This is a genomic window from Thermocrinis albus DSM 14484 (genome assembly GCF_000025605.1).
GTDB classification, from domain to species: domain Bacteria; phylum Aquificota; class Aquificia; order Aquificales; family Aquificaceae; genus Thermocrinis; species Thermocrinis albus.
The window spans coordinates 31,865-54,255 of sequence record NC_013894.1 but is presented as its reverse complement, the minus strand read 5'-3'; the positions used below and the strand labels follow the sequence as shown (position 1 = coordinate 54,255).

21 protein-coding genes are annotated in these 22,391 nt (G+C 45.7%); 12 read left to right on the top strand and 9 right to left on the bottom strand.

The window, feature by feature from the left end; all coding sequences use genetic code 11:
• Positions 1 to 94: 94 nt before the first annotated feature.
• Positions 95 to 574 (top strand): tetratricopeptide repeat protein, encoded by a 480-nt coding sequence (locus tag THAL_RS00270; protein ID WP_012991100.1) that lies wholly within the window; start codon positions 95 to 97, stop codon positions 572 to 574.
• A 5-nt stretch (positions 575 to 579) separates the two neighbouring features.
• On the opposite strand, the gene mgtA is transcribed toward THAL_RS00270, so the two are convergent.
• From mgtA to dapA, 3 genes are read right to left on the bottom strand one after another with little or no spacing between them, the layout of a single operon-like run.
• Positions 580 to 2,997, bottom strand: coding sequence for a magnesium-translocating P-type ATPase (gene mgtA / locus THAL_RS00265; RefSeq protein ID WP_012991099.1), 2,418 nt, complete (start codon positions 2,995 to 2,997; stop codon positions 580 to 582).
• Positions 2,969 to 3,751 carry a ParB/RepB/Spo0J family partition protein gene (locus tag THAL_RS00260; RefSeq protein WP_012991098.1) on the bottom strand — a complete coding sequence of 261 codons (783 nt, stop codon included), beginning with the start codon at positions 3,749 to 3,751 and terminating at the stop codon, positions 2,969 to 2,971. The genes mgtA and THAL_RS00260 overlap by 29 nt, the downstream gene beginning before the upstream one ends.
• Before the next feature lie 5 nt (positions 3,752 to 3,756).
• Positions 3,757 to 4,653: a 4-hydroxy-tetrahydrodipicolinate synthase gene (gene dapA, locus THAL_RS00255; RefSeq protein ID WP_012991097.1), complete on the bottom strand. Its 897-nt coding sequence runs from the start codon at positions 4,651 to 4,653 to the stop codon at positions 3,757 to 3,759.
• A gap of 30 nt (positions 4,654 to 4,683) precedes the next feature.
• On the opposite strand from dapA, the gene THAL_RS00250 reads away from it, so the two are divergent.
• The 11 genes from THAL_RS00250 to THAL_RS08235 all read left to right on the top strand — a co-directional run bounded on the left by THAL_RS00250 (position 4,684) and on the right by THAL_RS08235 (position 15,540).
• Positions 4,684 to 5,238, top strand: a complete 555-nt coding sequence (locus THAL_RS00250) for a tetratricopeptide repeat protein (RefSeq protein ID WP_012991096.1) — start codon at positions 4,684 to 4,686, stop codon at positions 5,236 to 5,238.
• 1 nt (position 5,239) lies between these two features.
• A complete protein-coding gene (gene glyS, locus THAL_RS00245; RefSeq protein ID WP_012991095.1) occupies positions 5,240 to 7,204 on the top strand; it encodes a glycine--tRNA ligase subunit beta in 1,965 nt (654 codons plus the stop codon).
• 12 nt (positions 7,205 to 7,216) lie between these two features.
• Entirely contained in the window at positions 7,217 to 9,775 is a 2,559-nt protein-coding gene (ppsA, locus tag THAL_RS00240) for a pyruvate, water dikinase (RefSeq protein WP_012991094.1), read from the top strand.
• Positions 9,772 to 10,656: a type IV pilus biogenesis protein PilM gene (gene pilM, locus THAL_RS00235; protein ID WP_012991093.1), complete on the top strand. Its 885-nt coding sequence runs from the start codon at positions 9,772 to 9,774 to the stop codon at positions 10,654 to 10,656. Before ppsA ends, pilM begins: the two co-directional genes overlap by 4 nt.
• Positions 10,653 to 11,285 (top strand): THO complex subunit 5, encoded by a 633-nt coding sequence (locus THAL_RS00230; RefSeq protein ID WP_012991092.1) that lies wholly within the window; start codon positions 10,653 to 10,655, stop codon positions 11,283 to 11,285. The genes pilM and THAL_RS00230 overlap by 4 nt, the downstream gene beginning before the upstream one ends.
• On the top strand, positions 11,285 to 11,989 hold the full coding sequence (locus tag THAL_RS00225; protein ID WP_012991091.1) for a hypothetical protein: 705 nt from the start codon (positions 11,285 to 11,287) through the stop codon (positions 11,987 to 11,989). The genes THAL_RS00230 and THAL_RS00225 overlap by 1 nt, the downstream gene beginning before the upstream one ends.
• Positions 11,986 to 12,204 carry a hypothetical protein gene (locus tag THAL_RS00220; protein ID WP_012991090.1) on the top strand — a complete coding sequence of 73 codons (219 nt, stop codon included), beginning with the start codon at positions 11,986 to 11,988 and terminating at the stop codon, positions 12,202 to 12,204. Before THAL_RS00225 ends, THAL_RS00220 begins: the two co-directional genes overlap by 4 nt.
• Positions 12,201 to 13,928, top strand: coding sequence for a type II and III secretion system protein (locus tag THAL_RS00215; protein ID WP_012991089.1), 1,728 nt, complete (start codon positions 12,201 to 12,203; stop codon positions 13,926 to 13,928). The genes THAL_RS00220 and THAL_RS00215 overlap by 4 nt, the downstream gene beginning before the upstream one ends.
• Positions 13,925 to 14,545: a hypothetical protein gene (locus tag THAL_RS00210; RefSeq protein ID WP_012991088.1), complete on the top strand. Its 621-nt coding sequence runs from the start codon at positions 13,925 to 13,927 to the stop codon at positions 14,543 to 14,545. Before THAL_RS00215 ends, THAL_RS00210 begins: the two co-directional genes overlap by 4 nt.
• An 87-nt stretch (positions 14,546 to 14,632) precedes the next feature.
• Positions 14,633 to 15,121, top strand: a complete 489-nt coding sequence (locus THAL_RS00205) for a type IV pilin protein (RefSeq protein ID WP_012991087.1) — start codon at positions 14,633 to 14,635, stop codon at positions 15,119 to 15,121.
• Positions 15,118 to 15,540: a type IV pilin protein gene (locus tag THAL_RS08235; RefSeq protein WP_012991086.1), complete on the top strand. Its 423-nt coding sequence runs from the start codon at positions 15,118 to 15,120 to the stop codon at positions 15,538 to 15,540. The genes THAL_RS00205 and THAL_RS08235 overlap by 4 nt, the downstream gene beginning before the upstream one ends.
• A gap of 9 nt (positions 15,541 to 15,549) precedes the next feature.
• Here THAL_RS08235 and THAL_RS00195 read toward each other — a convergent pair whose 3' ends face one another.
• The 6 genes from THAL_RS00195 to THAL_RS00170 are packed head-to-tail and all read right to left on the bottom strand — an operon-like array spanning position 15,550 to position 22,351.
• The gene (locus THAL_RS00195) at positions 15,550 to 15,987 is read right to left on the bottom strand and encodes a hypothetical protein (protein WP_041434021.1); all 438 of its coding nucleotides are present in this window, start codon (positions 15,985 to 15,987) and stop codon (positions 15,550 to 15,552) included.
• Positions 15,984 to 16,880, bottom strand: a complete 897-nt coding sequence (locus tag THAL_RS00190) for a PilW family protein (protein ID WP_012991084.1) — start codon at positions 16,878 to 16,880, stop codon at positions 15,984 to 15,986. The genes THAL_RS00195 and THAL_RS00190 overlap by 4 nt, the downstream gene beginning before the upstream one ends.
• A complete protein-coding gene (locus THAL_RS00185) occupies positions 16,877 to 17,710 on the bottom strand; it encodes a type II secretion system protein (protein WP_012991083.1) in 834 nt (277 codons plus the stop codon). Before THAL_RS00185 ends, THAL_RS00190 begins: the two co-directional genes overlap by 4 nt.
• A gap of 2 nt (positions 17,711 to 17,712) precedes the next feature.
• Positions 17,713 to 18,204 (bottom strand): pilus assembly FimT family protein, encoded by a 492-nt coding sequence (locus tag THAL_RS00180; protein WP_012991082.1) that lies wholly within the window; start codon positions 18,202 to 18,204, stop codon positions 17,713 to 17,715.
• Positions 18,189 to 22,079 (bottom strand): pilus assembly protein, encoded by a 3,891-nt coding sequence (locus THAL_RS00175; RefSeq protein ID WP_012991081.1) that lies wholly within the window; start codon positions 22,077 to 22,079, stop codon positions 18,189 to 18,191. The genes THAL_RS00180 and THAL_RS00175 overlap by 16 nt, the downstream gene beginning before the upstream one ends.
• Positions 22,076 to 22,351 carry a hypothetical protein gene (locus THAL_RS00170; RefSeq protein ID WP_012991080.1) on the bottom strand — a complete coding sequence of 92 codons (276 nt, stop codon included), beginning with the start codon at positions 22,349 to 22,351 and terminating at the stop codon, positions 22,076 to 22,078. The genes THAL_RS00175 and THAL_RS00170 overlap by 4 nt, the downstream gene beginning before the upstream one ends.
• Positions 22,352 to 22,391 lie beyond the last annotated feature (40 nt).

Genomic DNA, 22,391 nt, shown 5'->3' with positions numbered 1-22,391 from the left:
AGTTTTAGCAAACCTTTGTCAAGTCTCTATATACCATTTAGTCCCATATTGTCAAGTTTGTTAACAAGATTAAATTAACTATAGGAGGAGAGCCATGAAGGACCTGGAGAGAGAGGCGGAAGAACTTTTCCGAAAGGCATACCAACTTCATATGATGGGAGATATAAAGCGAGCCATAGAGTTTTACCAAAGGTCCATAGAGAAGAAACCCACCGCTATAGCTTACACTTTCATGGGATGGGCTTACAGCATGCTGGGAGATTACGAAAAGGCTATAGAACTCTGTCTAAAGGCCATAGAGCTGGACCCAGAGTTGGGAAACCCGTACAACGACATAGGATCTTACCTGATAGCCCTAGGTAGGTACGACGAGGCTATACCCTGGCTTAAGAGAGCGATAGTAGCCAAAAATTATGAACCACGCCACTTTCCCCACATCAACCTGGCAAAGGTGTATCTGGCAAAGGGAATGTACAAAGATGCTCTCGTAGAGTTGGAAAATGCTCTGAAGATAGAACCCAACTTTAAGCCCGCTCATATTCTGAAACACCAGATACTGGCCATGCTCAACTGAACCTGTTAGTATACGAAACGTTTGGTGATGTTAGCGCATATAAGGTAGGTTACATTTATCAAGAGTATCCCTACAAGTATCTTCAAGGGTAGTGGGACCAGATCCAGAAGATACCCCACGGGAGTGTAAAGGAGCGGCAGGTAAAGGAGCGATATTCCCAAAGTGCTGACAAGGAGGGGCTTTGCAGGAACGTCCTTCCACGGATCCAGCCTACTTCTCAGAACCAAGACCACCATCATCTGGGTTATTCCGGACTCTAAAAACCAGCCGGTTCTGAAAACTGTCTCAGTGGTATGTAGGTATCCCAGTAAGAAGAAGAAGGTGATGTAATCAAACACCGACGAGAGGGGACCATAGACCACCATAAATTTCACAATATCATCCACACGTAGTCTCACAGGCCTCCTTACGTTTTCGTCAGGCACCCGGTCAAAGGGTAAGGTGCTCAGAGCGAGGTCCGAAAGTAAGTTGTTGAAAAGTACCTGCTGAGGGAGCATAGGGATAAAGGGTATCAGTAAACTGGCTCCCGTCATGGAGAACATATTCCCAAAGTTGGAACTGCTCTGTATCCGCAGGTACTTGAAAGTGTTCTGGAGCACTTTTCTACCCTCCTCTATGCCATCTGCCATCACCGACAGATCCTCTTCCATCAGGAGTATATCGGCACTATCCTTGGCGATGTCTACCGCATTGTTAACGGATATAGAGACATCGGCTTCTCTCATGGCAGGAATGTCGTTTATACCATCCCCCAAGAAACCCACCACGTAACCTTTTTTTCTCAAGGCTCTCACTATCCTCTCTTTGTGAAAGGGGTTTACCTCCGCAAACACATCGTGCTTTTCCACCACAGCCATAAGAGCATCTTCCGTCAGAAGATCCAGCTCCTTACCTGTCACAGCATCACCCAGACCGAACTTCTTGGCTACGTAAACCGCTACGTCCTTACTATCTCCCGTTATGATCTTAAGACCTACACCCATCTCCCGTAACCTTCTTACCGCATCGTAGGCACTTGCCTTTACCGGATCCTCAAAGATGGCAAAGCCCAAAAAGACCATGTTCTGCTCATCCTCCCTTCCTATCCTGTCACCCTCTATCTTTTTGTAGGCAACCGCTATCAGCCTCAGGCCTTGTTGCGAAAGTTTCAGATAGTAGCTCTCTATATCGGTGAGATAATCCTCTATGTCCTCTTCTCTACCGCCTATGTAGACTTTACTACACCCCCTTAGCACTTGATAAAAGGCTCCCTTACATATCATCACGTTACCCCACTCAGGGAACTCCAGCAGAACCGACAACCTTTTACGAACAAAGTCATAGGGAATCTCATCCAGCTTACGTATATGAACAACATCGTACCTTAGAGCCTTCAAAACAGCATCGTCTATTGGGTTTCTGTACCCCGTCTGGAAGTGAGAGTTGAGGTAAAGAAAGTAAGAGACCAAAGGCTCTTCTTGTCCTATAGAACCTTTGCAATCCGAAAGGTGCAACACATTTTCTGTGAGTGTCCCCGTTTTATCACAACACAGAATGTTCATACTACCCAAGTTATAAAGGGAAGATAGCTTCTTTACCACCACTTTCTTTTTGGCCATACGGCGCGCTCCGCGCGCCAAGCTCACACTCACTATAGCGGGAAGAAGTACAGGAGACATACCTATAGACACAGCAAGAGAGAAAGTCAGAGATTCAAAAAAAGACCTTCTGAAGTACATATGAGTGGCAAATATGACAAAGCTGAGTACAAAGGCCAGCACCATGATGGTTGTACCAAACTGACGAAGAGAGTTTTCAAACTCGGTGGATGTTTTATAAACCTTTATCCTGCTCCATATCTCCCCCATTTTCGTTTGCATCCCTGTCTTCTGTACCGACATGATGGCGAAACCACTAACCACGTGGGTGCCCCTAAAGACCTCATCCCCCTCTATCTTTTCCACAGGATAAACCTCACCCGTCAGTAAGGCTTCACTGATAAAGAGATCCCTGGCTTCTAAGATGACACCGTCTGCGGGCACCACGTCTCCAGCAGCGAGCCGTACCACGTCTCCGGGCACCACCTCCTCTACCCTCACCTCCTTCCACGTTCCATCCCTCAGGACCTCACTCCTAATACTGGTCTGAGCAACGAGATCTTCCACCGACCTTATGGCGGATCTTTCCTGCAGGAAGGTGAGAAGAACAGAGAAGATTACTATGACGCTTATGATAAGGCCGTCGGCGTTATCTCCAAGTCCAAAGGAGAGAAAACCTGCCACCAGAAGTAAAAGGAGAGCAGGGTTGTAGAACTGCTCCAAGAGGAGCTTTATGTCTGACGAAAAACCTTTTGCCTCAAGGAGGTTATAACCGTAGTGTTTTAGTCTTCTGGCCGCTTCTTGAGATGTGAGACCTTCAAAGCTCCTGAAGTTCTCCTTCTTCAAAGGTGATCCTCTGCATAGCCTCTATAAGTTTGTCAAAGACCTCATAAAAGTCATCTCCCACCACCCTCACGTACCTACCGTACACCTCTTGAAAAGCTTTGCTTACTATCGCCTCCTTCTGAAGGGGGTTCTTAAGCTGAAGCTCTTCGTACCTTCTGTTGAGGATCTCCTTAGCTTTCAGAAGAACCTCAGCCCTCTTCTGGCGTTCTTCCTTGGCTGCGGAGAGAGGATCGTTCAAGAAGAAATCCACTTTCTTCAGGATTTTCTCAAAGGCATACCCTGGAAACTTTTTGTCTTTAAAGTGATCCACCACAAAACCTATAGTGAGGAGATAAGCATCCTCCACCATAGGCTCCAGCTCGTACTCCTTGGTATCAGGGTTGGCCTTCAGGTGATCCATGAAGATCTCGTAGGCTTGGTGTGCTCTGTCCTTAAGAGAAGGCACTTTCTCCGTGTTTAGGGCTATGATGTAGTTTTTGGCAGAGGAGGGAAGAATTATGGCGGGGAGCTCCCTTATACCCAGAATTTTGGCGGCTTCCAGACGATGCTGGCCGTTTATCACCTCGTAATAACCTTCCTCTTGGGCGGGTACCAAGGTGATGGGCTCTATGAAACCCACCTTCTCTATAGACTCCACCAATCTTTTTATATGCATATCGGAGAGTTCCCTCTGTATGGAAGGTATGCGTATCTTCTCCACAGGTACCAGCTGGAACTCCAGTTCCCAGCCTTTGTAAGGCTCCTTAAATCTCATACTATTTAATATTGTACATCCCTCACTATGGGAATGTTATAACGACGGAGGACCTCCACCAGCTTTCTCTCGTTTTCAGGTCTCATCTCACAGAGGGGAAGACGGAACTCTTTCTCACACAATCCCATCAACCAACAGGCTGTTTTCACAGGTATGGGGTTTGTCTCCACAAAGAGGATCTTAAAGAGATCCCAAAGATAGTAGTGGAGTTCACGAGCCCTTCTAAAGTCACCTTCAAGGGCATAACGCGTGAGAGCCTTCACCTCTTTGGGCAACACATTGTTGGCAACAGATATGACGCCTTTTGCTCCCAAGGCCATCATAGGTAGTGTGAGAGAGTCATCTCCGGAAAGTATGGTGAAGTTGTCCCCCAACAGTCTTCTCAGTTCCGATATCCTGTCCATACTGGGTGTAGATTCCTTGGAACCTACCACGTTAGGGCATTCTTTCACCAGCCTGTAGATGGTTTCGGGAGCGATCTCTACCCCTGTGCGAGAGGGAATGTTGTAAAGGATTATGGGAATATCCACCTCGTCAGCCACTGTTTTAAAGTGGCGATATATGCCTTCCTGCGTTGGTTTGTTGTAGTAAGGAACCACCAAAAGGCAGGCATCGGCCCCCACCTTCTTGGCATGACTGGTAAGCTCTATAGCTTCGTGGGTGGCGTTGGCACCTGTCCCCGCTATGACCTTTATCCTGCCTGCCGCATACTTTACCGTCTCCTCTATTACCTTCTCGTGCTCCTCAAAGGTAAGGGTGGGTGCCTCTCCCGTAGTCCCGCAAACCAGAATGGCGTCGGTACCACCCCTTATGTGAAACTCCACCAAGTTCCTGAGGGCTTCATAATCCACCTCTCCGTTTTTGAAAGGCGTTATGAGGGCCACTATAGAACCGCTGAACATGTCTCTAATTATAGTTTAAAATTTTTCCCAATGCGTAGGATTATCTGGGCTGGTCTCGCAGCGGCGGGAGTACTGACCCTATCGGCAGGGATTTTCTTCCTTTATCAGCAAAACCGCCAGAAGAACCTTCAGAGGGTTTCTTACACCGAGTGGGAGATAAGAAGGCTCTTACAGGCAGGAGACTACCAAAAGGCTAGAGATCTTATACAGAAAACCAAGGACAATGCCGGTCCACTGAGACCTCTCCTTCTTTCCTACCTACTGAAGATGCAGGATACCAACGAGGAGGGAATCCTCAAGGACATACTGGAATCTACCAAGGATAGGGACCTGTCTGCCCTCTACAGGGAGAGGTTGGCTTTTTACTACTACACTAAGGGCCAGTACAACAAAGCTCTTCAAGAACTGACCTCCATAACGGAGGAGAACTTCAACTATCCCTCTGCCCAGATTCTGAAAGCACAGGTACAGATGGCCTTAGGTAACAAATCAGAAGCCACTAAGATATTAAACACGATAGCTGAGAAATACAGGGGAACCTATTGGGAAAATCTCTCCCGACTTATCCTGTCTGAGGTGATATAACATGGACCTTCTGATAGAGATAGGTACGGAAGAGCTGCCAGCCCGTGTTATACCACTGGCGGTAGAGTATCTTAGAGAGAGATTTTCAGTCCTCCTGAAGAGGGACGATTTAATCACCTACGCCACACCCCGCAGACTGGCCTTTTACCTGAAGGACTTTAAGAACGAAGGAGAGGAAAGAGAGGAGCTGATTGTGGGTCCACCCCTTTCGGTGGCTTACCAGGATGGTAAACCTACAAAAGCACTCCTTGCCTTTCTGGATAGGGTGAAGGCACGTGAGGAGGATCTTATCCACCTTCAGAAGGACAGAGGTACGTACGTAGCTGTACGCAGAATAGTCAAAGAGGAGAGCCCTTTGGAGCTTCTCTCCAAGAGTTTTGAAGAGATCCTTCTTTCGGTACCTTTTCCCAAAAGCATGAGGTGGGACTCCTCCGGTGTGCGTTTCTCAAGACCCGTAAGGTGGATATGTGCCCTTTGGGGTGATCAAATAGTTCCCCTCACCTTCGGAAACATAAAGGCTGACAGAAAGACAAAGGGTCACCGATTTCTCTCCTCCGGTTGGATAGAGCTAGGTTCCGCAGAGGAGTATCTTCAGAAACTGACAGACGCTTACGTAATACCCCAGTTTAACGAGAGGCTGGGACTAATCCTCAGCATGCTAAAGGAAGAGGCCTACAGGTTAGGGGGTGTACCCGAGTATCCTGAAGGCCTCCAAGAAGAGGTGGCCAACCTGGTGGAGTTTCCCTTTGTGGTGGTGGGAAGCTTTGAAGATAAGTACCTGGAACTTCCTGAGAAGGTGATAATTACGGTTTTGGCCCATCACCAAAGGTTCTTCTGTGTAAGGTCTCAAGAGGAAGATAGACTACTACCTTTCTTCTTAGCTGTCAGTAACAACGCCCCGAAGAACGGTGAAATAGTGGAAGGATACAGGAAAGTGGTAAAGGCTAGGCTGGAGGATGCCCTCTTCTTCTATAAGGAGGATCTTAAGCGTCCGTTGGACCAGCTGGTGGAACAGCTCTCGGGTGTGGTGTTTCATCCACGAGCCGGCAGTATGTGGGACAAAACCATAAGGGTGATGGAGCTATCTCAGAAAATAGCCGGTACCCTTAATTTAGAAGAAGGGATCAAAGAGAAGATAAAAAGAGCCGCTTACCTTTCCAAGGCAGACCTACTTACCCATATGGTGAGGGAGATGGACGAACTTCAAGGTTATATGGGTTACGTGTATGCCAAGGCACAAGGTGAGGATGAAGAGGTGGCACGTGCTCTTTACGAGCAGTACCTTCCTGCCAGAGCCCATGATCCAGTCCCTCTGAGTCCCGTCTCTTACGTTCTCTCTCTTGCCGACAAGCTGGATACCATAAAGACCCTCTTAGAAGCAGGGGAAGTTCCCACAGGTAGTTCGGATCCTTATGGCCTCAAGCGTGCCGCCTTTGGAGTACTGGCCATCATAGATGCCCATCAACTGGATCTTCACATAGATGATCTTGTGGAGGTGAGTCCAAAACTGGAGGAGTTTCTGAGAAACCGGCTGGAGGCTTATCTGGAACCCTACGGACAGGATGTAGTTAGAGCCGTTCTGTCTGTGCACTCTCCCCTAAGACCTCTGGAAGTGATAAAATTGGTAAGGAGCATTGCCAACATAAGGGAGGAGGAAAGATTTAAAGATGTGGTGGAGGTGTACAGGAGGGTGGTCAGGATTCTGCCCAAGGGATGGCTGGAGGACAAGGTGAAAGAGACGCTCCTGAGGGAAGAGGCGGAAAAGAGACTTTACGAAAAGCTCCTCCAGCTAGAGGAAAGCCCAAGCCTTTCCGATCTGTGGAAGATAAAACCTGTGGTAGATGAGTTTTTCGACAGTGTTCTGGTGATGGACAAAGATGAAGCTATAAGAACCAACAGATTGGCTCTTCTGATGAGAGTAAGAAAACTTATGGAGAGATTTGCCAACTTTGATCTCATCACATAGAGGAGGATTGGAATGAAGAGATACGTGGTGTGGCTGGACGAGGTAGGTATAGAGGACATCCCCCTAGTGGGGGGTAAAAATGCCTCCCTGGGTGAGATGATCCGTAACCTCTCCCAGCTGGGCATAAACATACCCTACGGTTTTGTGGTTACCTCAGAAACTTACTACGAGTTTATAAGGTACAACAAGTTGGAGACGGAGATAAAGAAAATCCTGTCTGGCCTTGATCCTAAGAACACGGAGGATCTGGCCAAAAGGGGTTACCAGATAAGAGAACTTATAAAGGGTGGAGAGTTTCCTCCGGGTCTTGAAGATCTCATAAAAGAGTACTACAGAAAGCTTTCCGAGCGCTATGGATCCTTTGCAGTAGACGTGGCAGTAAGATCCTCTGCCACCGCGGAGGATTTACCTCATGCCTCCTTTGCAGGTCAGCAAGAAACCTATCTGAACGTAGTGGGGGCGGAGAACGTACTGACGGCGGTCAAGAACGGTTTTGCCTCTCTCTTTACAGACAGAGCCATATCCTACAGAGAATCCTTCGGTTTTGACCACTTTAAGGTAGGCATAGCTATGGGTGTACAGAAGATGGTGAGATCCGATCTTGGTGCTTCAGGTGTTATGTTCACGTTAGATACAGAATCAGGCTTCAAAGACGTGGTGGTTATAAACGCCACCTACGGTCTAGGAGAGCTATTAGTACAGGGTATGGTCACACCCGACGAGTATATGGTTTTCAAACCTACACTGCAGGCAGGTTACTCAGCCATCATAGAAAAAAAACTGGGAAGAAAAGACAGAAAGATGGTTTACGGTACTGGGCCTGAGAGAACCAAGATCGTTAACGTACCTCTGTCGGAGCAAAAGAAGTTTGCTTTGGAGGATGATGAGATACTGAAGTTGGCAAGGTGGGCCATACTGATAGAGGAGCACTACAGCAAGAAGAACGGGCGCTGGACACCTATGGACATAGAGTGGGCGAAGGACGGACTATCTAACCAGCTCTTTGTAGTACAAGCACGCCCAGAAACTGTCCACTCTCGCAGAGAGGAGAACATTCTCAAAGTCTACAAACTGTTAGAACCTATAGAAGAACGCGCCAAAAAGCGCATCCTATATGGAATAGCGGTGGGTGACAAGATAGCCCACGGGAAAGTGAGGGTCATACACGATCTTAAGGATGCCGGTCAGTTCCAGGAGGGTGAAATACTGGTTACCGACATAACGGACCCAGACTGGGAACCTGTTATGAAGAAAGCAGCCGGTATAATAACCAACAGGGGAGGAAGAACCGCTCACGCCGCCATAGTGGCCAGGGAGCTGGGTATACCGGCCATAGTAGGTACCCACAAGGCTACAGAGGTCCTCAGCACTGGTATGGAGATCACCATGTCCTGTGCGGAAGGTGAGATAGGATACGTTTACGAAGGGTACGTCCCCTACGAAGTGGAGGAGATAAACCTTAAGGATTTACCCAGACCCAACACTAGGATAATGATGAACGTGGGTAATCCTGAAGCTGCCTTCAGGTACTCTTTCATACCCAACGATGGTGTGGGTCTGGCGCGGGAGGAGTTTATCATAGCCAACTACATAAAGGTACATCCTCTGGCCCTTCTCCATTACCAGGATCTTAAGGCTCTGTACGAAGAACTACATATACAGGGATTAGTGGACGAGAAGGGTAACTGCAGTATGTCCCACATTTACCGCTTTGCCAAAGAGCCCCTTAAGAGTAAGCTGGCAAAGGGTAAAGACAGGAGACAGGTTAACCTTAAGAGAATTCTGGAGGATATAGAGAATCTCACCTTTGGCTACGAAGATAAAGCCCAGTACTTTGTAAAGAAGCTTTCTTATGGGATAGCCAAGATATCCGCTGCCTTTTACCCAAATCCTGTGATAGTAAGGTTCTCCGACTTTAAGTCCAATGAGTACAGGGGTCTCATAGGAGGTGATCTCTTTGAACCCGAAGAGGAAAACCCCATGCTGGGATGGCGCGGTGCATCCCGCTACTATTCAGAAGCCTATAAAGAAGCCTTCGGGTTAGAGTGTATGGCCATACTGAGAGTCAGAAACAAGATGGGTCTTACCAACACTAAGGTGATGATACCTTTCTGCAGGACACCCGAGGAAGGACAGAAGGTCCTTGAGGTGATGGAAGAGTACGGACTTAAGAAAGGCGACAACGGTCTTGAGGTGTACGTGATGGCGGAACTGCCGTCCAACGTTATACTGGCCGATAAGTTTGCGGAGATATTTGATGGTTTCTCCATAGGCTCCAACGATCTTACTCAGCTAACCTTAGGTCTAGATAGAGACTCAGGTCTGGTGGCTCACCTTTATGACGAACGTAACGAAGCTGTCAAAAGGCTTATATCCCAGCTCATAAAGGTGGCAAAGGAGAAAGGTAAGAAAGTGGGTATATGCGGACAGGGTCCCTCTGATTTCCCCGACTTTGCCCAGTTCCTGGTGGAGGAAGGTATAGACAGCATATCCCTTAATCCCGACTCCGTCCTCAAAACCCTCCTGGTGGTGGTGGAAGCAGAGAAGAACAAAGGAGGCGCCAGAGTGTGAAGCTTGCTCTTTCTCTTCCCAAAATTAAGCTACCTTCCCTGAAAAAAGGTAAGGTGGGTCTTTCTCTCCAGATAGGTTCCCATTACCTAAGGCTTCTGGAGCTTTCTCCTGAAACACAGAAACCCCTATGGGAACCTGTAGAGGTTCTTTTTGACGTGGACGATCCTGAAGAAAAGATAAAGGTGCTGAGGGATTTGGTTAACAAACACTCTCTGAGCGGTAAGGAGGTTATAGCGGCTCTCTCAGTGGACGAGGCTCTCCTGAAGTTTTACAGGTATCCGTCCACTATGAGCGAGAAAGACCTTAAAAACGCCATAAGCTGGGCTGTAAGCAGGGAACTTTCCACTATAAAAGAACCGTCCCTTTACGACTACTACGTTCTTAAACCCTCCAAAGACAGACACTACATGGTGCTTCTCTGTATAGCCAGAGAAGAGTCGGTAAAAAGACTTCAAGGAATTACCAGCAAGGCGGGTTTAAAGCTAAAGATTTTAGATTACGAAGTGCTGGCTCTCATTAACTACGGCCTTTACTTTCGCTTACCTGAATCTTTCTCCATACTTTACACCGACTGGGACTACAGTATACTCACCATCTTCTCTCCCCTAGCTCTATCTTACTCAGTGATTCATTGGAGCTTAAGAGACTACCTGAAGAATCGGGATGAGGAGTATCTGGAAAGTTTCTTTACCGAGGTGAGGAACTACATAGTCATCAACGATCTTTCCAACGTGTACTTGGCAGGGGTGGCCCTTTCCGATGAGGATCTGTTGGAGAGCATTTTGGGGAACCTGCCCGTCCTAGGCATACTGGATATAAGTGATGTTAAACCCAGTATGCTGGTTCCTTATATGCTAAGTTTGAGGGGGGTAACGGAGTGATAAGAATAAACCTGGTGAAGGAAAGAAGGGACAAACCTTCCTTTAGGATGCCCTTTCCAGTGGGCAAGCCAACGGCAGTCAAGGGACTACCCAAAGGAGTGTTACCTTACGCAGCCTTACTTCTCTGGACGGTACCCGTTTTACTGTTTCTCTACCATTTACACATAAGCAGAAGGCTGGAAGAAGAGGAGAGGGAACTCCAGGATCTGAGAGTACAGAAACAGTTCCTTCAGGCAAAGGCTAAAAAACTGAGCGAAGAGAAGAAGATGTTGGAAGAACGTATAAAAACCCTTGAAAAGAGCCTAAAGGATGTGGAGGACAGTAAGGATATCCTTATGGGTTTGAAAGGGTACTATCTGTCTTTCAACAACACCATGAGACATCTGCTGGACTACATGCCACCTACCCTTTACGTAAACAGTTATCAGCAAAATCTCGATATGGCTACAGGTCTCATAAAGGCTGAGGTAAGTGTAGAGTCTCTAGATTACTCCTCCATCGGCAGTTACACTCGCCGTGTCAGTCAGAGCAACAGGTCTCTTCTTGTGAACCAAATGGAAAGGAAGGTAAACCCCTACGGTTTTGAGTACTATACCGCCAAGATAGCTGTAGAGACGGAGGGGAGGTAATGGAGAGCCTCAGGAGGCAGTGGGAACAGTTACCTCAGTGGCAGAAGTACATCCTCCTGTTTCTTCTGCCCATACTGGCAGGTGCTTACGTATGGATGATGCTGGTATCTCCCAACGTGGAGAAGTTGGAGAGCCTGAGAAGAGAAAAAGCGCAGCTGGAACAGGAGATAAAAAATCTGAAGGTGGCATCCGACCCACGTACTTTGGAGAATCTTAAAAAAAGAGAGGAAGAGATGGAAACACAGCTAAGACAAAAACAGGCTGAGCTGGAGGCCGTAGTGGGTCAAATACCTACCGTAAAGGATGGCGGATCTGTGATAAGAGCAATAGGTCAGATGGCCAGATCTACAGGTGTGGTCATTCTCTCCGTAAATCTCTCTACCCCTCAGAAAACGCGTTACGTGCTTGAAGATAAGGAAAGGAAAAAAGTAACCGTAGTACAACAACAGCAACCACAACAGCAACAGCAGCAGAAACAGCAGAAGGAAGTTAAACCAGCAAAACCTTCTGTAGAGTATCCTACAGGAGAGTTGAAGCTAGTCTTTGAGGGAACACCTCAGAGGGTGAGGACATTTTTAACAGCCTTAGAAAGGGGTGGTGTAGTTTCGTATCCCCAGTCCCTGAGCCTTTCCAGAGGAGAGAAAGGCAAGGTGAAGGGCGAACTGACCATAAAGGTTATCTTTAGGGAGGAGGAAAAGCTATGAGGAGACTTATACTTCTAATGTTTGTAAACGTAGCTTTTGCTCAAAACTTTGCGGACCCAGATGCAGTGGTGGGGTACATCGTCCTTGAGAAGAACGGAAAAGTGGAGAACTATGTCGTGTTTGAGAACAAAGATGGTAGTGTGAAGACCCAGAAGGTGGACAAGAATCCAAGAAATTATCTTAAAAAAGTAGAGGAAGGGGGGCAGAAAAAATGAGGAAGGTCTTCTTTATCGTCCTTCTACTTATAGCCTTTGCTTACTCCTCCGTCGTCAGGGAAATGAAGTTTGAGAACGTAAAGCTGGAGACCGTTTTGAAAGCACTCTCTCAGGTATCTGGACTGAACATTATCTTTGACCCACAGATCTCTTCGGAGCTTCAGAAAACGGTAAGTGTAGCTATATACAGACCCATACCCGTGGGTGAGGCTTTCAACATAATTCTCAAAGAGTACAACCTCATAGCCGTGCCTGTGGACGCTAAAGTTTACAGGATAACGAAAGCGGGAGAGCTCACCATAGATATCTCCTCTATGAGCGACGAACAGATAAACAGACTGATTCAGATTCTCAAGAGTAGGGTAAGTCCCTCAGCGGAAGTAGTATTAGACAGAACTCTGAAGAAAATATTTGTGAGAGATGAAGAATCACGGATAAAGAGGCTGGAAGCTTCCTTTAAAGATCTTAGGGCTTTACCTTCTGCACAAGAAGAGGAAAGGATAACAAAGGTGTTTTACATAAAATACGCTCCATTGGACGAAGCTAAGAGGAGAATCTTACCGTATACTAATCCCAAAACCTTCATCACAGAAGTCCCTTCCTTTAACGCCCTCGTTATTACAGACACACCCCAAAACATTCAGAAATACGAAGATATACTTAAGGGACTTTTATCAGGACAACCTACAGAGCGCAGACCCGTTACCGCCATATTTTACCTGAAGTACATATCACCAGAAGAATTCATAAAGATGATAGAACCTTTAAGGTCGGAAAGTGGTCTTATCCTCAGTGGCGGTGCCTACACACAACCACAGCAACAGACACAGCAGCAGCAACAACAATCTCCGTCTACCCCAACACCTATCCTGAAGGAGTTCAACGCGGTTATGGTGACCGATTATCCCGAGGTTATAGAGAGGATAAGGGAGCGATTTAAAGAGTACATAAGTGACCAACCTGTTAGAGTTAGCATAGAAGCGCGAATAGTGGAGATAAGAGAGGAGGCCTTGCGAGAACTAGGTATAAACTGGAATATGCTTCTCAGCAGTGCACGGCTTCCAGAAGCATGGTCCGGTGGTGTAGGAAGCAACATAGGGATAGGTTCGCCCCCTACTCCAGGCAACTTATTTTTAACTCCCCCTTATCTGCAACCAGGTTTGTCACCCAATCCTGGAGGCATACTCACTCTCACCTATCAAAAAGGTATCATCAATGCCCTTAACCTGAGGATATCAGCACTTGAGAGGGTCAATTTGGCGAAAAGCTTAGCAAAGCCCACTATAGTAGCCATAAATGGTCAAAAGGCTACCATTAAGCAAGGTGTTCAGGTTCCATACCTTACCGCTGCTGTAGGAGCTGGTGGAACAGCAGTACCCAACATACAGTTCAAGGACGTTGTACTTCAGCTTGACGTGACTCCTATAGTGTCACCCGACGGTAGAATTCTCTTGGACCTTTCCCTTACGAGGGATACTTTAGGTGTTCAAACACCACAGGGGCCGGCTATAAACAAAAAGGAAGTCAGGACAAAGGTAATTGTGGAGAATGGACAAACACTTGTGATAGGTGGTGTAATAGACAACCAGAGTTACACCACCAACGAAGGTATACCAGGTTTTGTTCGTGTACCGCTTCTTAAGTACCTCTTCGGTCAAGAGAGGTTGAACAAGAGTGACACAGAGCTTCTCATCTTCATAACACCCACTGTGCTGACACAATGAAACTCTTCAAGGTTGTTATATACAACATACAGAATGAAGAAGAGCTCATCACTAAGCTCATAGAATTAGGGGTGAAACCTCACGAAGTGTACCAACAACTCCTTCAGGAAACATCAGAGGTGGTAGTCCAAATTAAGGCTCAGAGCAGGGATATCATAGAGGAGAATCTCTCTGGAATCTGTCAGTTCAGAATAGAAGAACTACCGGAACACATAGGGCGTATGCCGATGGCGCGTCTTGTAGTTCTTTGGCTGGATACCACCCTTCTGTATCTTCTGTTAAGGTACTCCATTATGTCAGAAGATTTCCGCCAACTCCTCTACAACATATTACAGGTGTCATCTATAGCATCTTTTGTTAACCTCATACTTTCTTTAGCAACCATTGTGGCGTATTACTACTCCTTCGTCTTTTATACAGAAAAGACTCCGGCAAGCTATCTTCTGAAGCTATCTCTTCCACGAAACTTCTACACGGTACTGGGTATGTCTTTACCTCTCCCGTCCCTTTACGTTATGTCTCTTAGCGTAGGTCTTCTAAAGTTCTTGGGTCTTGTAGGCATACTCCTAGCCTTTCTGCTTGTTCTTCAGGGAGAGGATAACGTGAAAAGAACGTGAAGGTATTGCTTTTTATGTGGAGAGGACCTAAAATAATAGTGGTAGAAGGGGGGCCCCCCGAAAAAACCAAAAGGAGGAGGTAACGCCATGAGACACGAGAGAGGTTTCACCCTCATTGAACTGCTAGTGGTTATAGCCATCATAGCCATACTGGCATCATTGGCTATACCTCAGTATCTTTCCTATCAAAGGAAAGCTAAGGTAAGCTCCTACGCAGAACCGATAGCTAGAGGATGTATAATGGACCTTGCAGCTTTCTGTATGGAGAATCCGGGAGCAAACATACAGACTGTAGTAGGTCAGGGTTCACCGGCAGCTAACTGCAGAGGTACCACTGGCAATAATCAAAATCAAAATCAAAATCAAAATCAAGTAACATTTTCCACTGCCGGTGGTACAGTAACACTATCTGCTAACGGTACTCCTAAATGCAACGCAGATGGTACTCTCACCTTTGGTGCTGCTAATGATAATAACGGTATAGTTGCCACCTTAGCAGGTGTTAATGATTACAGGGCAAGGTGCTTTGCTGAACAAGGTACAAGCTCTATAAGATGTACCATTGAAGCGCAATGAAGTGTGTTCATACATCCCCCCGCTCGCGGGGGGTATCTTTAGTAGAACTTATCATAGTCGTCTCTATCCTTGCGGTCCTTTCTTCTATAGCTGTAGTTCAGTATGTTAACCAAAAGCGTAGAGCGGAGGTTATCTCTTACGTTCTACCACGAGTTCGGGCTTGTATGGCAGATATCTCTTCTTACTGCGCTGTTAACGGTGAGGAGGTATACAGTAACCCCGTAGGTGATAAAAGATTTCCTAACTGTACCCACTACAACACACCGGCAGGTAACGTGGTTATGGAAGCCACACAGGTAGAGTGTTCCTCTTCTGGTATATTGACGTCAGGTTTGGTTAAAGGTTACTTCAGTTCATCCCCTCAACTCAAAGTGGTGTGCAGCGTTGATGTGCGCCCCTTCAGGTGTTACTTAGAATAGTGTTACCTTCTATCGTCTCACTAGAGCTTCCACACGGGCAGACTGACCATCGGCTGTAGCCGTTGATATTATCCTTATAAGAAGTCCCTTGGCAGCAGTTCCACCTAAAGGTTCATACATTGCTCCGCTTACCTCAGTGCCACCTACGTAAGAGTACCCTTCGTAGCACACCTGCACAGTATTGCTGCAACTACTTCTACCCTCTACCCTGCACGGAAGGTTTAAGGTAGTGCATCTGTTTGGTATAAATTCTTCTACTAACTGAGGCATGACAGAGAGGGCAAACTGGACACCCCCTTCGGCAGCAGCTTGGATGGTGGTGTAAGTTCTTACACTCTCCCCTGCTCTGAAGAACCTAGTGAGTATATTAAACAAAAGCACTAAACCCAAAGCTACCACAAGGGCTATCAGAAGGGCACCAGCAAGGGCCACACCTCTCTGTCTCATCTTAAGTTGGGCAGCTCTACGTTCATCTCTACAGTTGCCCATTTTACGGCCTCCCAATTTTGTACACTTATAGGTGTGCCACCACATTCATTTGAAAAGGTAGGTTGTATATATGATTTTATTATGTATGATGTTACTACTTCCTTTGTAGGCTCTTTTCTCTTCTCTTCTATAAGCTGAACAAAGAAACAGTATCTTACACCTTTAAGAAGTCTTACATCGTTTGGAGGTGAATCCTGAATCTTTACTATACCATTATTGGGATCCTGCACCAGAAATCTTACTTTGAAATCGCTTACACAAGATACTATTGGTTGAGGTACATCGTTTCCTACCTGAATCATGAGATTCTTGAGTTTTGGTCTTCCGGATGTTTCGTCTCTTTCGTCTAAACACTCTCTTGGAAGGTTGTCATCACTTGTGAATATCCTTACAAGAAAATCACCTAAATCATCTAAAGTTCTGCTACCTGTAAAGAAACATGCTACACTTCTGTCGGGAGGGGCTATACGTTTCTGAGAATCCAAACATATGTTATATCCGTCGTTGGGACACGTCCTTCCGTTTATGTCAGAGGGAGCGGTGAAAGTAGAAGTCCTCCAACATCCTATGCCGTTCTCCTGACGTACTGCAAGACTGTTGAAGGAAAAGACTCCGTTGTCGTAGCTAAACACTTGCTGATTTGCAGGTATACCAAAGCCAGCGTTTTTGGTTATTCTCTCTAAAAGTTGTTGAAAGTAAATGAGATCTCCCTCGGTCTTTACGAGAGTGGACGAGGCTATACGCTGTGCTACAAAGGTCCTGTATAGAGTTATGATACCTGCGCCCAGTATAACAAACAATACAATACCCACCAGAAGCTCCACCAACGTCATACCCCTTTTGTCCCTCATGGCTTCTCCCTAAAGATGATCTTATAAACATAACGGTAGTTATGGTCTACAGGGTCAAACCACCACACTATTACGCCTATGGCTTTACCTACTATTGTTACTGGTGCTTTAGGTGTTGTGTAGTTTACCACCACCATACCAGCGTACATAGAAAGTGTTTTACCGGTCCAAACACTACCACCTACTGGTTGCCCTGTGTTAAACTCATAATAACATCTTATTGGTAAAAAGTCTAAGTTGTTGTAATATGTGCCTGATCCTATCTGTGCTACCAAAGGCGCATCAGTGCCATCACTCTTCTTACAGTTACCAAGAGCACACCTACAGAAGGAAGTTCCGCTTAAGAAGTCCGGCACAAGGCGTAACCATCCCGCCATGTTTTCCGTAGGTCCCCTATACTTGTAAGAGGCACCAAAACTCTCACAGTTTATGTTCCCCTGCTGGTTTAAAACTACCTGTTTACAGTTGTTGTTGCCGTAGTAAGGGTCCATTATGGAGGGGAGGCCATCTCCGTCAGGATCAAACCCGCCAGAAGGTTGCATAAAGCTACAGGACCCTTGTTGTGCATCACAAAATGCTCTGTTGTATATACAGTCATTACAGTAATGGAGTTGATCATTGGGATTTAAAAGCCATGAATCGTAAGGGAGACTTCTAATGTAATCTGCCATACTTTGTAATATCTTCTCCGCTTCTCTTTTAGCCTGAACTTTCATACTATAACGGTTATACTGTAGTATGCCTGTAAGAAGAGCTATACCTACCAGCATAATTATTAACGTAGCTACCAATATCTCCAGTATTGTAAAACCATGTCTCTTGTTTAGCATACTTATCCTCCAGGACACTGATCCGTGTCATGTAATACCGTTATACGTCCGTATCTGTTTATACATATCACAGAATTCCTGTTTAAATCATCGGTAAGTACTATCCTGTCTGCACCAAACCCACACACGTTGTTTACAGGGTATCCCATTCTACTAAAGCAAAGGAATACGTCTCTGCCAAACCTCACGCCAGGTGGTAAATTTATAGTATTCACGAGATTACCTTGACTGCCACAATCTGTAAAATCTCTATTTCTTATTTCATAAGAGTTAGCATTGTTATTTATCCTAACGCACCAGCTTACGTTACCTGTGTAGGATCTCATTCTGAGGTCATCCAGCTGGCTTTTTATATCATAAGCTGCCTCTCTCAGTCGCTCCCTTAGAATAAAGCTTCTTATCCAAGAGTAAGCGAAAGACATGAGTATAGAGATTATCGCTATAACTATCACCAGTTCTACAATCGTCATGCCCTTTTTCATTTGTTTATCCATAGTATGAACCTCGTAGCCTGTTCTTCTGCTGTTTGGATCTGTTTTGTACCCAATGATCCTGTGGATGTTTGGAACACAAGAACAGCACCCTTAGAACTTGTCTGAGATACCTGAAAGACTTGCCCATAAGGAGATGCGCCTAAACCGAGGAGTATGGAAGGATTGACTTTGTTACCACTAACATTACCCACTGCTACAAAAGGTATGTCAAAGTAAGGCGTTCCAGAAAGATAGTATAGGCCGTAGGCATACGTGTTTCCTCCTGCACTACACACATCTTCGTTGGGTTGGTAGGCACTTACGTAAACTATACCACCGTATATGGATACAGAAGAGTAAGACATCATACCGTTAAGGGTTATGTACCATCCATTTTTACCCTGTAGATTCATAGCATCGTTCCAGTTATCAGGAACAACTCTTACAGGAACTGTCTGGCTGCCGCAACCGTTACTATCACAATAACAAACATTTTCCTGTTCCAACACCTGCGAAAAAGTGAGCTGGAAGTTAGTTCTATCCAAAAGATCACTCTGTTTCACGGAGGTTCCACAGTTCTGTAGGAAGGTTCTGTTGTTGGAATCCCAACATGGATCTTTGAAACCTATGATATAGTTAGAGTATGTGAGGATCCTGTGTTGGGAACTTGTGTAAAGACCTGTTGCCAGATATACCCAGAGATTACCATTATCATCTAATGTAGCCGCTGGTCTTCCAAATACAGGTGGTGTGTTGTTGTTGGTTTTAAAAGTGCTGAGACTAACGGCTTCCTTGATGTCGCTGCTTGATATGCTGGTTATAGATCTATATCCCTGTCCTTGTTTAAGAGCTACTCTGTAGAAACCTCCCCACACTTTGTTGTTCTTATCGTAGCCGTACATACCGAAGTATATCACATCGTCCGCACCATCAAAATCTAGATCGGCAGTGTATATGTCCCCTACCGCAGCGTAGGTGTTGGGAGGTATAGGTATGTTAACCTCCCTTACCTGACCTGTTCTCGCGTTTATGAAGTAAAGCTTAGGATTCTGTACAAACTTATCATAGCTGTCAGCGTAAGGATCTTTAGGACCATCACCGAGAACAACCCAAAACTCACCGTTTTTGTCTCTTTCTCCTAACCTCAAGACTGCAGGGAAAGAAGTGGTTAAAGTACCGTTGGAAAGCTTTACCTCCCACATGAGCTTAGGCATATTTTGAGAAGGATTCTTCATAAAATCTGTAACATCCAGCAAAAATACGGAAGAGCTAAAATTACCCAGCCGTTTACCACCAAGACCCATAACACCCAGCAGTAAGGTTCTCCAAGAGTCTTTGGTTTTTTGAGCATTAGGATCACCGTTTATGGAAGCATCAAAGGCATAACTTCTGTAATCAACAATTGGTACAGGACAGTTATTATAGTCGTTTGTCCCATACCACAGCATATAAGGTAGAGCGTTGTAAGGTATAAAGGCAAACTCTTCCCTTTCTAAAAGATCCTGTGCGTCGTTGTTAGGTGCGTTTACCGCCTTGGTGGGGGCCTGTGTGTCGTTGGTGAGTTTCATATAACCTACTCTAAAGAAATGAAGCATACCGTCATATGATCCAATTACCGCTATACCAGTCCTGTTTTTATAATCATCAGAAGTTACAAATTGCCTGTAAGTATCGTCGTTGTAAACAAAAATCCACTTGAGGTTAAGGGGAAGGTTACTGATAACAGAGGGTGTGGAAGCATTCACCATACCCAACTTCCATGTGGTGTTAGATCCAGGTTGATAAGAAGGGCAGAAGTTTGATACGTCGAAATATCTGTTTCTCTTCACGAAATTGTTAGGAGGTGGGTTAAAGTATGCCCCACGGTGGTAGTCTACTATTGAGCTTATGTCCTGAGGTGTTTGATTGTCCACCAAAGACCATATGCTGCGCACATCACTGAGGTTACCTTTGTATTCTTTTAGGTTACCTGTACCATCGTGGTAATAGATCCTTCTACTGTTCTTGTCAGTTATGGCTAGTTTACAGTCAAACATGAGGGTTGGATGAAGTCCCTGGTTGGTGGGTCCAAGAGGCGTCTTTTCTGCTTCTTTACTACACTGGTCTGTTACTATAGCTGCCTTTGTCTCTCCTGAAGATGTAAAGAAGTACTGAAAAATCTTGTCTCTATAAGTACCCAGTAAAACAAGTATCTTGTCCATGACAGTATCTTCTCTAAACTGTTGCGAAGGGTCAACCCAGTAACCTCTAAAGAAACCCAGCCACTTGATGGTATCACCTGTAGGTGTGGTATAGCTGGGAAGCATAAGAGGTTGAAGAACTGTAGCTGTCGTTTGATATCTGGAGGTGAGAACCGCAACCGTAGCTCCTGAGGAAGACCTACGTAGAATGTCCAAGAAAGCATTGTAAATAGCCTGTTTTATTTCAATGGCATTGGATGCTGAGTAAAAAGTATCGGGTACATTATCGCCGTTTTTATCCCAGTCTGGAGAAGAGGGTGGAAGAGGAGTACATCCACTACCTTTTCCATATCCACAGTCATCCATAACACATGTATTCTGTGGATAACCACTCAGATTGTCTGGCCAGCTCTTGCTCCTATCAAAGGAACCATACATAGCTACATTCTTAAGAGCTCTCTCTCCAGTACCTCCCAGGAAGAGTCCTATACCGTAAACAGCCTCCACGTAGGAGTATATACCCGTCTTTTGATTGGTAAATCCCTTCTTGTGAAGCCAATAAGCGGGAACCACTGGATCTGCAGAATACTGCTCAAAACCGTAATCTATACTGCATGCCACGTCAACATTATCAGGTGGTCCTCCTACATTCCACTGGCCGTCCGTCATAAGTATCACGAAGTTTTTGGCACACGGAACTAGTTTAAGCTCACTACCTTGACACTGACCATCGTTGTTGGAATCAAAACACTGGTACATGGGGTTTTTCCATTGATCACCTTGTCCACTCTGAGGTTTGAGACCTCCGTACTGAGGATTTTGCTGTGCAAAGTAGTTGTAAGTATCCCACAGAGCAGGTGCCGTGGGAGTAGCACCATATGGATCTTCAGTGTTTACGGCGGTTATAGTGTTTTTATAAGGATTAAGAGAATCAAAGTTGTTGCTCCCTGTAAAATCTCCTATGTAAACGCTTGCCTTATCTCTAATGCCAGCATCGCTGAAGAACATAGCACCTATGCGAGGCTTGAGGGAAAGGTTTTTAAACTGGAAAAGTAGTGCGGAGTTTATCCTGCTCCAAGGAACTTTCACCCTAGCACCAAGATACGATTTGAGAACACACCCATAACTGTCACAACTCACTTGACTACCTGGCTGACCGTAAGTTTCTGGATCGCACCTTCTTATATTGTTTTGGGGACTTTCATTTACATCCGTTGGACAGCTATCTGGCGTTCCTCCCGTTAGAGCCCATCTTACTAAGTCTATCCTCGTCATGTACAGAAAGTTAAGACAGCTACCTGAGTAGATCTTAGTTTTGTCAATAGTCTCAACACACCCCAACACAGAGCATGTATACGCACTTTTTGGACAAGGTGCTGGAGTTCCCGTAGTTTCTTCCCAGTATCCTTGTGATGAATTATATCTGTATACTTTGTTGGGGTCAAAGTAGCCTTCCTCATTGCCTTTATAAGTCCATCCACAGCCTGAAGAGTTGGTACAACAGAAACTTTTATTACTTTGCGGATTGTAAGCACACCAAGACATGGAACCACTTACGTCTATAAGAAGCATTACGTTGGGCGCTGCTGCAGTTCCCACGAAGGGGGGGACGTAACAGTAATTGTTGATACTGGCCGCCTTTATGCGCTGAGAGGAAGGGAAGAAGAGAAAAAGCATAAGGGTTACAAAGAGGAGCAAAGAGCTCCGGCTATTCATCTTTCACCCTCCACTATTATTTGAACCACCTTAGAACCTTCTTCACAGTGAGAAGAATCTAGGAGGATCATCGCCCTTTTATTGACAAGGATTGATGGGTTCATGCCTTTTGTATAGGTAAACTCTTGCACGCCTCTGCACGCACCACTTTCTACATCCACCCTCAGGATACCCTTCCTAGGATCATATCCCAAAACCCTGCCTACCACCATAAGATTGTCTTGAGCAGCACTTATGGATAAAACTGTCAGCAAAGAGAGTAAAGCTCTCATTTCCTTCCTCCTGTTTTTTAATCTAGGTGACCTACGGTGG